The organism is Dysgonomonas mossii (assembly GCF_004569505.1).
Taxonomy (GTDB): domain Bacteria; phylum Bacteroidota; class Bacteroidia; order Bacteroidales; family Dysgonomonadaceae; genus Dysgonomonas.
On record NZ_SPPK01000005.1, the window covers coordinates 14,012 to 27,333 of the forward strand.

Annotated in this window: 14 protein-coding genes and 1 tRNA gene; 4 read left to right on the plus strand and 11 right to left on the minus strand. The window is 35.4% G+C overall.

Annotated features, from left to right (window positions below):
- Nucleotides 1-16: 16 nt before the first annotated feature.
- On the minus strand, nucleotides 17-1,780 hold the full coding sequence (locus E4T88_RS14010; RefSeq protein WP_135106484.1) for a DNA polymerase III subunit gamma/tau: 1,764 nt from the start codon (nucleotides 1,778-1,780) through the stop codon (nucleotides 17-19).
- A 137-nt stretch (nucleotides 1,781-1,917) separates the two neighbouring features.
- Here E4T88_RS14010 and E4T88_RS14015 point away from each other — a divergent pair, with 137 nt between their 5' ends.
- The 4 genes from E4T88_RS14015 (at nucleotide 1,918) to E4T88_RS14030 (ending at nucleotide 5,230) form a co-directional block, all read left to right on the plus strand.
- Nucleotides 1,918-2,112 carry a CDGSH iron-sulfur domain-containing protein gene (locus tag E4T88_RS14015; RefSeq protein ID WP_135106486.1) on the plus strand — a complete coding sequence of 65 codons (195 nt, stop codon included), beginning with the start codon at nucleotides 1,918-1,920 and terminating at the stop codon, nucleotides 2,110-2,112.
- A 133-nt stretch (nucleotides 2,113-2,245) separates the two neighbouring features.
- Nucleotides 2,246-2,327 (plus strand) — tRNA-Leu (locus tag E4T88_RS14020).
- A gap of 261 nt (nucleotides 2,328-2,588) precedes the next feature.
- Nucleotides 2,589-3,854: a site-specific integrase gene (locus E4T88_RS14025; protein WP_228093932.1), complete on the plus strand. Its 1,266-nt coding sequence runs from the start codon at nucleotides 2,589-2,591 to the stop codon at nucleotides 3,852-3,854.
- Nucleotides 3,855-3,877: 23 nt separating this feature from the next.
- On the plus strand, nucleotides 3,878-5,230 hold the full coding sequence (locus E4T88_RS14030; RefSeq protein WP_135106488.1) for a site-specific integrase: 1,353 nt from the start codon (nucleotides 3,878-3,880) through the stop codon (nucleotides 5,228-5,230).
- Between the two features lie 22 nt (nucleotides 5,231-5,252).
- Here E4T88_RS14030 and E4T88_RS14035 read toward each other — a convergent pair whose 3' ends face one another.
- From E4T88_RS14035 to E4T88_RS14080, 10 genes are all read right to left on the minus strand, one after another.
- Nucleotides 5,253-5,915, minus strand: coding sequence for an AbiTii domain-containing protein (locus E4T88_RS14035; RefSeq protein WP_135106490.1), 663 nt, complete (start codon nucleotides 5,913-5,915; stop codon nucleotides 5,253-5,255).
- Nucleotides 5,916-5,928: 13 nt separating this feature from the next.
- Entirely contained in the window at nucleotides 5,929-6,855 is a 927-nt protein-coding gene (locus E4T88_RS14040) for an AbiTii domain-containing protein (protein ID WP_135106492.1), read from the minus strand.
- A 269-nt stretch (nucleotides 6,856-7,124) separates the two neighbouring features.
- A complete protein-coding gene (locus tag E4T88_RS14045) occupies nucleotides 7,125-8,534 on the minus strand; it encodes a hypothetical protein (RefSeq protein ID WP_135106494.1) in 1,410 nt (469 codons plus the stop codon).
- 113 nt (nucleotides 8,535-8,647) lie between these two features.
- Nucleotides 8,648-9,445, minus strand: a complete 798-nt coding sequence (locus E4T88_RS14050) for a DUF5712 family protein (RefSeq protein ID WP_135106496.1) — start codon at nucleotides 9,443-9,445, stop codon at nucleotides 8,648-8,650.
- Nucleotides 9,446-9,448: 3 nt separating this feature from the next.
- Nucleotides 9,449-10,036 (minus strand): BfmA/BtgA family mobilization protein, encoded by a 588-nt coding sequence (locus E4T88_RS14055; protein ID WP_135106498.1) that lies wholly within the window; start codon nucleotides 10,034-10,036, stop codon nucleotides 9,449-9,451.
- Between the two features lie 280 nt (nucleotides 10,037-10,316).
- On the minus strand, nucleotides 10,317-10,664 hold the full coding sequence (locus tag E4T88_RS14060; protein ID WP_135106500.1) for a helix-turn-helix domain-containing protein: 348 nt from the start codon (nucleotides 10,662-10,664) through the stop codon (nucleotides 10,317-10,319).
- Between the two features lie 149 nt (nucleotides 10,665-10,813).
- The gene (locus E4T88_RS14065; protein ID WP_135106502.1) at nucleotides 10,814-11,155 is read right to left on the minus strand and encodes a hypothetical protein; all 342 of its coding nucleotides are present in this window, start codon (nucleotides 11,153-11,155) and stop codon (nucleotides 10,814-10,816) included.
- 49 nt (nucleotides 11,156-11,204) lie between these two features.
- On the minus strand, nucleotides 11,205-11,435 hold the full coding sequence (locus E4T88_RS14070) for a hypothetical protein (protein ID WP_228093933.1): 231 nt from the start codon (nucleotides 11,433-11,435) through the stop codon (nucleotides 11,205-11,207).
- A 64-nt stretch (nucleotides 11,436-11,499) separates the two neighbouring features.
- Nucleotides 11,500-12,462 carry a ketopantoate reductase family protein gene (locus E4T88_RS14075; protein WP_135106506.1) on the minus strand — a complete coding sequence of 321 codons (963 nt, stop codon included), beginning with the start codon at nucleotides 12,460-12,462 and terminating at the stop codon, nucleotides 11,500-11,502.
- 6 nt (nucleotides 12,463-12,468) lie between these two features.
- Nucleotides 12,469-13,290, minus strand: a complete 822-nt coding sequence (locus E4T88_RS14080) for a helix-turn-helix domain-containing protein (protein WP_135106508.1) — start codon at nucleotides 13,288-13,290, stop codon at nucleotides 12,469-12,471.
- Between the last annotated feature and the right edge of the window lie 32 nt (nucleotides 13,291-13,322).

Sequence of the window (13,322 nt, forward strand, 5' to 3'; positions counted from 1 at the left end):
TTTTGTGATTTTCTCATTATGATAACTCCAGGCCAAACTCATCTTTCAATCTTCGCAAACTTTCGTTTTCTTCCATCATCAGATTAAATTTCTCGGCAGGCGTGAAAGCCAATTTTTTCTCATTATTTTCACTTATCCTAACCTCCATCCTCAGATGAGTATTACGAAGTTGTGCTCGCAGCCTTGACAATATATCCATCTGATATTCAAGAAGACGTTGTTCCTGAACAGGATTATTTACAATTACCTCAAACACCGTATTGGCGATAAGATTAGGGAGGCAATTGAGCATTGTATTTCTCAGATGGAGCTCTTCGGTCAAATTCTCAGCATACGCTTTCCATTCGTTGATAAGTTGGAGTGGAGTAAATCTGTCGTTAAGAACTTCTATCGTTATATCAGCTTTTGTCGTTTCCTCATCTTTTTTCTTTCCGAACGCTGAGATAGAAACACCAAAACCTCCGGCATTCGGTGTTGTTTTAGCAGGCTCTACATTGACAGTCGGCTCTTTGGCTGCGACAGAAGGAGTTACCCTTTGCTGAACGGGAGATTGTTGAGCAGGCTGCGGACTCTGCGCCGCGGGCCTCTGATTTGTAGTCGGTGCAGCCGCTTGCACAGGTTGTTCCTGCTTGGAGAAGATCGGATCAATTACCTGCTTTTTTTTTTGATCTTCAATTCCTGCTTGAGGTGAAGATAATTGGCAAAGCCTAATTATTGTCAAGTCGGAGAGCAATCGCTTATTTCGGCTATATTTATAATTGAGGTCACTTTCGTTGACCAACTCGATGGCCTTATACAAAAATTCGTTGGTGCACTTCTTCGCTGTTTCTATGTAGCGATCTCTGATGGAAGCTCCTACTTCAAACAGTTCTGCGGTCTTTGCATCTTTGCAGAGCAATAAATCCCTAAAGTGCGAGGCAATACCTGTTATCACATTATTACCATCAAAACCTTTGCTAAGGATCTCATTCAGGATCAACAAACCCTCTACTACGTTGTTGGTTAAAATAGAATCTGTCAATCGGAAATAATATTCATAATCCAGAACATTCAGATTCTCGATAACAGCTTTGTACGTTACATTACCTCCTGTAAAACTTACTACCTGATCGAAGATAGACAAGGCATCACGCATTCCTCCGTCTGCCTTTTGAGCCAAAACGTTCAGGGCTTCGGGCTCTGCCTTCACATGCTCCTGATCGGCGACATATTGAAGGTGCTCTACTGTATCTTTGATTGTAATACGGCTGAAATCGTATATCTGGCAACGAGAAAGTATTGTTGGAAGTATTTTATGCTTTTCGGTTGTAGCCAAGATAAAAATAGCATGGTGAGGCGGCTCTTCCAATGTTTTCAGAAAGGCGTTGAATGCCGCTTGTGAAAGCATGTGCACCTCATCTATTATATATACCTTGTATTTTCCTATCTGCGGAGGGATACGCACTTGTTCGATCAAAGATCGTATATCGTCTACCGAGTTGTTGGACGCAGCATCCAATTCGTGTATATTGAAAGACCGCTGCTCATTAAAGGCGACACACGATTCGCATCGGTTACAAGTTTCGCCATCGGGAGTTGGAGACAGGCAATTTATGGTTTTCGCAAAAATACGGGCACATGTTGTTTTACCAACACCTCTAGGTCCACAAAAAAGATATGCATGAGCCAGCTTGCCCGACATTATTGCGTTCTTTAGTGTAGTAGTTAATGCCCTTTGCCCCACAACTGAGTTGAAAGTCATAGGACGGTATTTCCTTGCCGAAACTATATAATTATCCATTCTTGATTTTTCTTCTTTGGTATCACAAAGCTATGAAAAAAAATGGAAAGATAAAATGTAAAAGAAAGCAAGAGAGTGACCTTTTTAGCATCTAAAATGTTATATTAATATCAACGTTTTTAAAACTATCATCTATTATGGAAAAGAATGAAACACTATTGAAAATCAAAGTGATTCCTAATGCACCGCTATTGGTGGAAGGAACTGTAGAACTAATTTTAGCAGACGGAACCTCAGTTATCAAAGACAAACCACACCTTTGCCGTTGTGGCGGATCGCAAAACAAACCGTATTGTGACGGTACACATGCTAAAATTGGCTTTAAAGGCTAATTTATAGGAATTTATTTACTAGATAAGAGCATCTAAATTAAAATATTAGTTTAAATGCCCTTATTTTTTTATGATTAAGTGTTGGATAAAACACATTTTATTATATCTTTGTACCCGCTAACGCAAATTAGCCGCGGATGTGGCGTAATTGGTAGCCGCGCCAGACTTAGGATCTGGTGCCGAGAGGCGTGGGGGTTCGAGTCCCTTCATCCGCACTTAGCCGAAAGGCAAAACAAAGCAAATCCTTGAAAATCAATTGGTTTTCAAGGATTTTTTTTATTCCCTGAATTTTACGAAAACAGCAAAATAATGCATTTTTGAGCATTATTCCATAGCCAATTCGTAGCCAAGAATTATTTTTCAGTTCTGGCTACGAATTGGCTACGAGAATGACTTCAATTCATTGTTATACAATATTTTGCATAGAGTTAGTTTTTTGTTAAAAAAGTAATTTTACAACGACAAAAATCAATTTTATGGAAACAATTATGACTAAAAAAAGAAACACGTTCAATGTAGTCTGTTTAATCAGAAAAAACAGGGTGATGAAAAATGGGCAGGTCCCTCTGTTTATGCGCACTACTGTAAACAGTAATGTAGTCGATATTCCAATTGCCGGTAGTGTAAATCCTTCCCAGTGGAGCCAGGCACAAGGAAAAACAAGAGGCAATAGTAGGGAGGCACAAGAATTGAATTATAATATTCAATCCGTAAAATCCCGGATTCATCAAATCTTTTGTGACCTTGGGCTGGCTGGTAAGCCTATCACTGCACAGATTATAAAAGATATTTATTTAGGAAACCACAAAGACGAAGAAGAAGATGGTAAGACCTTAGTTGAGGTGCACTCCGAACATAATGAGAGATGCAGACAATTATTAAATATCGAATATTCGCAATCAACCATTTATAAGTTTGATACTTCCCTAAAATATCTGAAAGAGTTTATGGATAAGGAGTTGGACAGAAAAGATATTCCACTAAAGAATATCAATGAAGATTTTATTCGCAAATATGAACTGTACCTCAAAACAGAAAAAGGGTGTGCCAACAATTCTGCTATCAAACATTTGAAAATTTTCAAGAAGATCATCCGGATAGCATTACTTAATGATTGGCTGCATAAAGACCCGTTTGCCTCTATTAAATTTCGTCAGGATGAAGTACATGTAGAATTCTTAACCATGAATGAACTGCAAACTCTCATTAATAAAGAGATCTCCATAAAGCGACTATCTCAAATCAGGGATGTCTTTGTGTTTTGCTCGTTTACGGGATTAGCATTCGTAGATGTGAAGAATCTGAAAGAAGAGCATATTATAAAGAATAGCGACGAAGAAATATGGATTCGGAAGCCTCGTGAAAAGACGAATAATATGTGTAACATCCCTCTATTGAATATCCCGAAGATGTTATTGGAAAAATATAAAGATGATAGGGGATGCCAATTGAAGGGACAGCTACTACCGGTACCTACAAACCAGAAATACAATACATATTTGAAGGAAATAGCGAATTTGTGCGGCATAAACAAAAGGCTTACAGCTCACGTAGCTAGACACACATTTGCCACGGAAATTTGTCTCTCACAAGGAGTTCCGATTGAGAGTGTCAGCCGAATGCTTGGTCATCGGGATTTACGTTCTACTCGGATATATGCTAAAATAACCAATCATAAGATTGCCGAAGATATGGAAGCATTGGAAGAACGTATCAAAGATAAATTTCAAGTAGTAGTATAAATCCATCCTAAAATAATAGCATCATGAAACAAATATCGAAACGAAGTACATTCGCTGTACTTTTCTATATCAATAAATCCAAAGTAAAGAAAAACGGTCAATGTCCAATAATGGGGCGTATCACCATAGACTCAGAAATCACCCAATTTAGTGCCAAGATAGAGGTGAATCCCTCTCTTTGGGATGCCAAATCGGGCAGAGCAACAGGAAAAAGCAAAGAAACTACAAGTATTAATCGGAAGCTCGATAAATTGGATGCACAGATTAGGGAACATTACAATCGCATGGTATTGGAAGATGCATATGTTACTGCCGAGAGTGTGAAAAATGCTTTGAATGGCATTGGGGCAAAAGCAACCAATCTATTACAATTGTTTAGAGAGCATAACGAAGAATTTAAACTTCGGGTAGGTGTAAACCGTGTATATGATACTTATTATTTATACCTGCTAACCTATAGACATTTGGCAACCTTCATTCAACGACACTATCAAATGGATGATATACCCTTGTGCCAATTGAACCAACGTTTTATAGATGACTTTGATTTTTACTTACGTGTGGATAAACGAATGACAACATATACTGTGCTAAATCATATTATTCCTCTCCGAAAAATGATAAAGAGAGCAATTAGCCAAGATACACTTAAACGTGATCCTTTTATCAATTATGTACCAGAAATACCAATAAAGAAAAGACGACATTTGACAGCAGAGGAATTTCAAAAGATGCTGAATACTACTATTGAAAATAAATCGTTGAGTCGTACTCGTGATATGTTTCTCTTCTCCTGTTTCAGCGGATTATCGTATGCAGATATGAAGAATCTGTCAGAGAAGCATTTACTAACAGAAACTGATAGTTCTTTGTGGATTAAGATAGAACGGCAGAAAACCAAGACCGAATGTAATATCAGGCTATTGAGTGTTGCTGTTCAAATTATTGAGAAATACAAATCGGAACGAAAAAGCGATAAAATATTCAACATGATAGCTCTATCAAATATTGACCGAAACTTGAAAAAGATTGCAACTCTCTGTGGTATAGAATCTAATCTGAGCTACCACATGGGAAGACATACGTATGCAACCCAAGTCTGTATCTCACAAGGAGTTCCGATTGAAACACTTTCTAAAATGATGGGGCATCGTTCCATCCAAACGACACAAATCTATGCTAAAATCACGAACCAAAAGGTCAATGAGGATATGAAAATCCTCTCTGGTCGGATTGAGAATAAATATGAAATGCCGAAAGATGATATACCCGAATTTACCCACAATCAGTATTCTTTTGACAAAGAAGCTGGAAGGGTTGTCTATATCGAAAGGGGCGAAGGAAAAGATTATGAAAGACGAAAGAAGCAATTATAATCAAATAGCTCTTTTATCTACACTACAAATTTCCTTTTTGGTTGTTATTATTTCCAATATTAATAATGTTGTTGTTCCCGCTATTATTAATTATATTTTGAATTATACTGTTCGCTTCATCTCGCTTTTTTATCAATTCATTCAACTCTATTTCATATCCAAATTCATTTTCTAAACTTAGTATTAAATCTAGAGCAGTGTTTCGGATATTAGTAGTTATTTGTTTTATCTGATCTATTGTAACGCTTTTGTATACAGAATAGGCAGAAAAGTAAGGATTCCCTTTTTGTCTGTATAGATCATTTATTAGTTCAAGAACCTCTGTGGGAACAGCTATTTGTAAATTCTCATTTTTCAAAACAAATGATTCTAAAGCTCCAATACCATTGAAAAAGTCAACATGCTCTAATATGTCTTTAATCTTTGCATCTAGACCGAGTAAGGCGAAAGGATGATTCTTGCATTCTGTATTTCCATTCAAATTGTTACCCATCAGCAAACTTGTACAAATTCTATATTCAGGTATAGAATCTCCTTTATTATAGCCTGATAACTCTTTATTGACCCATTCTAACAATTGAGTACTTTGTAGCCTTGATGCCAGAACTTTAATTTGTAAAAAAGAAGATGTTAAAGGCTTACTATCATCAGATAATAGATTAATGATATTTGTTAATATATTCATTCTTTATTCATAGTTATAGTCCATAATATTTCATTAGTGAATCAGCAAGTAAAGTACCTGCTGCACCAATTCCTATTTGCCAAGTTCCATCTACAGCTTTCCCAACCATTTTTTTTATCCAATCATTAACTTTCGTGCCAAATTGATTATTAGAGTACACAGTCGGCTCTTCAACTAAAATACATTCTAGCTCTTCGATATCTTCATCTTGAATTCCATTATTCCGAAGGGTTTCTTTGAGATGTTCAATGTTAGACTTGGTAATTGTTACGGTATTTTCTATCTTATTCTTATTTCCTGTATTTATAAGATTACCATCTCCTGTATTTGTTATAATCGTTTGATTCATAATATTATTTATAGTTTTATTAGCAATGTCTTTTTTATTTATCAACTCATTCATTTCAATTTCATAACCTAAAGTTTCTTCCAATTTTAATACTAAATTTAAAGCATAAAAACGTACCCCTGCCAATAATTCTTTAACGGAAGTAATACTCGTTTCTGCCCATACAGAGTATGTTGAAAAATAATGGTTTCCTTGACCTATATAGTAATTATCAATATATTGTCCTATAGATGGTGGAACTGAGTAACGCATAGACTTTTCGTTAGAGACACTTTCTAATGATGCAATATCTTGAAAAAACTTAATTTCCTTCACAATATCTCTAATACTTTTAGGAAATACAGATAGAGGAACATTTTGATTGGTCATCTTCCAATTACCATTCATATAGTTACATTTTATAACGCAAGAGTGTTTACGGTATTCTGGAAGTTTGTCTCCATCAGCATAACCATTAATTTCTTTGTCAATCCATTTTGACAATTCACTATTATTCAGTCTAGATGATAATACTTTCAATTTTAAGAGAGCTGAGGATAAGGAGTTTTGTCCATCAGAAAGCAAATCTACTATTTCAGTTAATATGTTCATGTTATGAATGATTATTGATTTTGACAATTGCTAATCAATTTATAACAAATATAGTATTTTTGGCAACGACTTCATATATATTATAATACTAAGTGGCTTTCTCGGCAGAAGTTATTATCGGACAAGCGGTTATTCTGCGGGCTACCGCCCCTCAAAACGGCAGGGTAGCTATAAGCGGAAATAACCGAACTTGGACGGTAAATAACTTTTGAAGCAGTCGTACTAATATCCCTGCTTGGGGGGCTTTAGATACAAGGGTTGCTTCTTTTCTAATCTTCAGGAAGTTTTGAAATAAGGATAATTTGGTTTCCAAATTCTTTATCTAATCGTCCCAAAGACATATTTCTATTGTTTACTATAGAAAGTACATTCTCACCTTCGTTTAAAATAGTTAACGTTTGTTCTATTCTCACATCAAAGATCCCATAATCACTGAAATACAACTCATGGAGTGCTTGATTATGAAAGTCTTTAATAAATAAATCTGTTAATTTTTGGACAAACATTTGAGTATGCCCCTTATCTACATTCTCAGCGATAGTCGTTCCATTTGGTGACCGATAACGAGTCAAATCTTCATCAGGATGTATAGCATAGGCAAGAGCAGAGGGTGAATGTTTTATTAAAAAAAGACATTCTCTTCTTTGTTTTTCAGACACTTTTATCTTACACTGAATATCCAAAACTTTAGTAAATAATTCTTCATTAATTTTTTCTGAAAACCACTTTCTCCCGAGCAATCTTACAGGTAATATCTCTGAATATATATATTTGAAGAACTCAATTAAGCTATCTATATCAAACTCCTTCAAATAATATTTCTCTTCTGATTCAATCGCAAAACTATTATTTCTAAGTGCATTTCCTATTTCATCTTTGGTTGCTTTCTCATTTGACTTTTGTGTAGTTATATCTTCATATTGTGCAAAAACTTTATCTATACTTAGTGGTTTTGACGCATCCATAAGAATACTTAATGCCACTTTCTCAATATTGATACGTCTGTTACGTGCCTCATTCTCCTGTTCAATATCAATATAACCTGTATATTCTGTGTTTTTATCCAATAATTCTACAATGATCTCTAATTCTTTGCTATTTAGCTGGGTCGCATTTTTCTTCAATACGGTAAACCCTCCTTCAATGAAACCTACAATCCAGTATATAGCTTGATCATAATACGCCAAGCTTATGATAGAGATACTCTTGTCCGTAAATCTTTTTACATATGATTCTATAGATTGTGCAGAAGTTAGGTTGTATTCCTTTGTTAGAAATTCTATTATATCGTCACCGACCATCAGATTAACTAATCCTCTATCTTTTATTTCATTATAAGAACCTATAACATTGCCATTTGCCCCAGATAATGCTATCATTAACCCTGTAGTGTGATCATTTTTTAATTTTTCAACATAAACCTTTCCTATAAATTTCATCCAATCAGTAATATTTATAGGGTTACTATGTGCTTTACATTCACATATAACTTGATATTCAATATAATTTGTAGCAAGTGGCATCTTATATGAGGCAACAGCATCAAATTCACTTCCTCCTGAAACAATTACATTTCCAGCAATATTGCTGTACCCTTGTTTTTCAAGCATTTCCTTTGTAAGAATTTCTAATTGTGTCCCTTTATCGTCATTGGTGTTACCAAGGATATATAATTTCATAGCTATTACTCTTTTATAGAATCTAAAAGTAACCATATTTTTCATCCTTTTTATAGAATCTAAGACTATTCTTCTCGTTACATTTAAATTCTGATCAAATTTGATATTCCTCTTCAAAGCCCTCGTTTTGGATTCTGCTTTTTCTCTTTCTTCCGCTTTAAGTTTTCATCCTTGCCTACCTGCACATCTGCATTCAAGCTAATCTCCATATTCTCTTTTTCACGGGTAAGCATTTTTTCCTGTAAGGCTATCTGCTCATCTATACTGCCGTTCTTCATCGTGTTGTAATATTCAAAGGTTTCTGTCAAAGGTCTGTTATAGCTAAATAGCTTATCAAGCCCTTGTTCTGCTTGTTGAAAGAGATTCGTTCTATCAAAACCTCTCTTAACTGTTCCTTTCTTGGTATCCTTGTGATTAGTGAGCGGAGAAAGTTTTATCTTGTTAGATTGGTCTTTCCGACTGACAATCAAATGACAATGCATATTATTTTGGTTCTCTGACCGATCTCTATCAAAGTGTATCTTCCCATAGAACTTGATATCTTCTGCTGATAACCCTTTGTTGAAATTCTTAGCATATTCAGGAATAAAGACCTCCCGAATATATCTTCTCATGGCTTCTGCTTGCTCTTCTTCTGTACTTCCCATTGCTTGGAGTTCTTTAGCCGATGGACTAACATGAATAGCATAAAACTTAGCATCCGTTTTGAGTAACTGAGCTTTATTGCTATCTATATCTTTTACTACCTGTGATTTGTAAAGGTTATCTTCGGTCAGGTTGAAAAAGCCTTCTGTATAAATACCTTGCTCCATACGTTGCATATCCTCATGCTCGAGGTAACTGCATAGCCTTCTGCTACTACCTGCATTGTTGTATGTTCCTTTGGACGGTGGTGGGAAATCTATATTCATGGCTTACTTTTCGTTTATCAGGTCGATAATCTCACTTCTTAAATTTTCCTTCCGCTTACCATCCATTACTCCGCAGGCTGATAGTTCCGAGTAAAGTGAAATCAGTTTTAACAACTTCTTATTATCTCTTTGTCTTGCTTGAGATAAGGAGTTGATAACTTTGGAATGGCTTATTATTACCTCTGCAACTTTGCTAAACTGTTCATCTAATTTTCTCAATACATTAACAAGCGTGTTTTTTGAGTTGGCTATTTCTGAATCCAGTTTTTCGGATATAGTTTTAACAACTGTATCAAATTTTACGGCTATGGAATTGCTTGTGCGTATCATCGGATTGAGTTGTTCTTCTTCGTAGTGGCGGATAAAGCGGATAATATCATCCTGCCGTTTGTTAATCTTGGATAGCTCCGACTTAACAGATTCGGGAGCATCGGCAGGATTGATATGAGCTTTATCGATATACCGAAAAGCTAATTTTACAACTTCGCTCTTTTTCAGCGAATAGCGTTTGCCGATTTTATTTATTAACTGTCCTGTTTCCTTGTCTATGGAAACGGTGGTATATATTGTTTTTCTATCTTGATTTTGCATAGTAATTACTTTTTAATGGAAAATCACATTGTTAAACTATTGGTTATAAGAGTTTAACAAAATACACTTATTAGAAGTGTAATTACAGTGCTTGTTCTTAAAGTACTAAAGCCGAAGGCTTTGCCCCGAAGGGCAAGAGGAGAACAGGACGATAGTCCAGTTCCCTCTTGCTTAATTCAGCAAAAACAAAAAGAGCGGTAAGTGATGTTGTTTTAAGCTGAATGCGGAGTGGTAATGCAAGGCGGTTGACCAAACATAGCCTTCATTGATTTGCATCAAATTACACAGATGCATCATTTTGGGTCTTATCCTTTGGATGCTTCTTTTCGAAGCTTTTGAAAGTACCCAAATCCATATGTTCACGAACGAATTTCTGAACATCATTTATCCGATAATAGGTTTTATGACCTATTGAAAAATAGGGAAGTTTGCCACTTGTTCGATACCTTCGGAGTGTCCTATACGAGACTTTCAACAGGAATGCTAAATCCTGATTATCCATAATCTTCTCGTTTTCTTCCAGTACATCTTTGGTTTGGGTAAAAGATTTAAGGTCTTTGCCTATCTCGTTTAGCTTGGTGGATAATTTCTCCATCCAAGACACAAAATCATTATTGTCTAAATACATAATTCTCTGTTTTTGAAATTAATATTCTGATTAATTCCAATCGATTGGTAAAGCAAAGCTCGGACAATAGATGACACAAAAATAGGGGAATCCCTATTGACTCCCCTATAAGTTATTTGTAATGTATTAAATATCAGCATTCTGAAAACTCATCTTTTTTCATCTTGTTTTCCGTCCGCTCTAATGATAAGGTTTTTCAGATAATCTAACGCTCTAGTTAGGTTATAAGGCTTTCGGCTGAATACTCTCGCTTTGGATTTGTAGGCGTTTCCAAACTGAAAATTGAAAGCTATTTCTAAGGTTTGGGCAATGTGAATAAACGGAACAGGCTGTCCTTTCTCATTAACGAATTGACCAGAGTACTCAAAGGAGATAGCAAACTCTCCCATACTATCAATCCCCAAGCCTTCTTTAGACTTAGGGATAAAATAGATTTTGGATTTTAAAGATTTTGAAGCTCTAGGAATAGAGCTATGTGTCGATTTTAGCAAATCAATTTCGGATTCTAGATACCAAATTGCTTTCTGACAATATAGATTTTCAAGTGCATTTTCCCCCCTGCTCGCATAAAATATGTGTTTGTAATGTCTTAAACTCTATGCGAGTAATACTCAATTTCCGAAAGATTGTTTGATAATCTGTTTCGGATTGATTTAAGGTTTCTACTTTTTTTATAAAGGCTTCATAGGCTTGTTGCATTTCATGGTTTGTTACTGTTAGTCTACTCTTTTCTAATAAATAGAATAATTCTGGTTTTGCTAATTGATCCATAGTTATATATTTAAATGAATACTAAAAGTCTCTTCCTTATATAATTGGATAATTAGTGGTGGCTTTAGCTCTTATATTTAAGTTTTTCTTCGAAATCAGACAAATAGGGAGTTTGTATATTGTGATTTTTCCCACAATCAATTATATCATTCAACATCTTTTGCATTTCATCTGGTGAATGTTGGGTATGCCCATCGAACATCAGACAAAGGGCTTCATTACTATACACTTTCTTTGCAATAGCTGTCCCGATAAATAAAGGGAGATAATATAGTTTATTTGATTTCTCAGACTTTGAATCGAATCCGATCTTGGAGCAGATTTTCAATCCTTCCCGAATAGCTTTAAATGTATGGCGAAGTATTTCTGTATCACTCGAAAAAGCTTTTCCACCGCCTGCCATTATTATCCCTGCGGACAAACCTGCTGCAACGGCATAATGAGTGATAAGCCAGACTTTGATTTGTTTATATAACATCGGTTTCAAGTTGGATTTTTCTAAAGCATCAGCTATTTTCTGTACACGGGGAGTTATTGATCCATCTGTTTCTCCTAAAGGAGTATGAGAGTACTTTAAACCCGATATAGCACTGTGTATCACATTATTTTCTCTTCCTCCTCCTGCCATAAATGGAAACCCGAATAAATATTGATTGGGTGATAGATATTTTTCAATTTCACGAAAATCATCAATCCACATATTCAGGAAGAATAAGATATGTGCTTGTCCTGCTGATTCTTTTAGTATGGGGAGTATTTCTGTTAAGTGTAGATTATTGGTAGTAACGATGATATATTCAAAATCGTTATCTACCAAAAGACAATCTATTACTTTAGGGCGAAAGACAATCTCTTTGACAATCTTTGTCCCACTTCTAAAATCAGAATAATTGATTGTAATACCCTCTTGTTTTATGCTCTCTTTTTTGCCAGGTCGTACCAAAACAGTTATGTCGCACCCTGCTTCGGATAGTTGCCATCCGTATGTACATCCGACAATGCCTGCACCATAAATCAGTATCTTCATAAGAATTTATTTTGCGTTAATAAAAAACGATTGGAATAATGACATGGATGGAGAATATGGGTCACTTTGCTGTGTAAATTCGGCAGGAGTATATCCCGACAAAGCTTTGAAATCTTTTATCAAATGTGATTTATCATAGTATCCGCAACAATATGCCAAATCGTTCAATGTTGTATGAGGAGTAGCCTGTATAATATTTAAGGCTTTGGAAAAGCGGTGAATCTGAATATATTCCTTGGGATTCAAACCAATATTTTCGGTAAACAATCTTTTGAATTGCTTGTAGCCCAGACAGGTTACATCAGCTAATTTATTCAAATCTGTAGTATTCAATTCTATCAGATTGAGTGCAGGCAGTAGTCTGCAATATTTCTCATTGTCAAACCTACTTAATCGCTCTGATAAAAATAGCTCAATCCAATCAATACATTCCTGATTGTTAAAGCAACTAATCAATCTATCTCCCAATTCAAGAATATTAAGATCACTTAAATCTCGAATGTCTATATTCTGATCTTTAAAATCACTCATTGGCATATCAAAGAAGACCTTTGCTCCCAATGGCTGAAAAAGAACCATAATAATATCGAATGAATTGAAGTAAAAGCTATTCGGAATCGTAGATTGCCCGAATATGCAGGCATTGTGTAAAAATCTATTTTCAAAAACAGAGAAGATTCCACCACTCCGTTTAACCGAAAGGGCAATACATCCCGAGGGAATAGTTCTTTGACTACCATTTGCTAATCCTTCGGCAGAAAGAAACCAGTATTGTTTTACATACGGTTGTAAATGCTCAGAGGGTTGTATTGCTTGAAATTTCTCCATATCAATGCCAAAAATAAGTGTAATTCATTAGA

What these genes read in the sequence shown, in the direction of transcription:
- E4T88_RS14050 (WP_135106496.1), bottom strand. Translation starts at nt 9,445, where the DNA reads ATGAATATAGATTTCCCACCACCGTCCAAAGGAACATACAACAATGCA.
- E4T88_RS14070 (WP_228093933.1), bottom strand. Translation starts at nt 11,435, where the DNA reads ATGGATCAATTAGCAAAACCAGAATTATTCTATTTATTAGAAAAGAGT.
- E4T88_RS14045 (WP_135106494.1), bottom strand. Translation starts at nt 8,534, where the DNA reads ATGAAATTATATATCCTTGGTAACACCAATGACGATAAAGGGACACAA.
- E4T88_RS14040 (WP_135106492.1), bottom strand. Translation starts at nt 6,855, where the DNA reads ATGAACATATTAACTGAAATAGTAGATTTGCTTTCTGATGGACAAAAC.
- E4T88_RS14035 (WP_135106490.1), bottom strand. Translation starts at nt 5,915, where the DNA reads ATGAATATATTAACAAATATCATTAATCTATTATCTGATGATAGTAAG.
- E4T88_RS14025 (WP_228093932.1), top strand. Translation starts at nt 2,589, where the DNA reads ATGGAAACAATTATGACTAAAAAAAGAAACACGTTCAATGTAGTCTGT.
- E4T88_RS14015 (WP_135106486.1), top strand. Translation starts at nt 1,918, where the DNA reads ATGGAAAAGAATGAAACACTATTGAAAATCAAAGTGATTCCTAATGCA.
- E4T88_RS14080 (WP_135106508.1), bottom strand. Translation starts at nt 13,290, where the DNA reads ATGGAGAAATTTCAAGCAATACAACCCTCTGAGCATTTACAACCGTAT.
- E4T88_RS14055 (WP_135106498.1), bottom strand. Translation starts at nt 10,036, where the DNA reads ATGCAAAATCAAGATAGAAAAACAATATATACCACCGTTTCCATAGAC.
- E4T88_RS14060 (WP_135106500.1), bottom strand. Translation starts at nt 10,664, where the DNA reads ATGTATTTAGACAATAATGATTTTGTGTCTTGGATGGAGAAATTATCC.
- E4T88_RS14030 (WP_135106488.1), top strand. Translation starts at nt 3,878, where the DNA reads ATGAAACAAATATCGAAACGAAGTACATTCGCTGTACTTTTCTATATC.
- E4T88_RS14010 (WP_135106484.1), bottom strand. Translation starts at nt 1,780, where the DNA reads ATGGATAATTATATAGTTTCGGCAAGGAAATACCGTCCTATGACTTTC.
- E4T88_RS14075 (WP_135106506.1), bottom strand. Translation starts at nt 12,462, where the DNA reads ATGAAGATACTGATTTATGGTGCAGGCATTGTCGGATGTACATACGGA.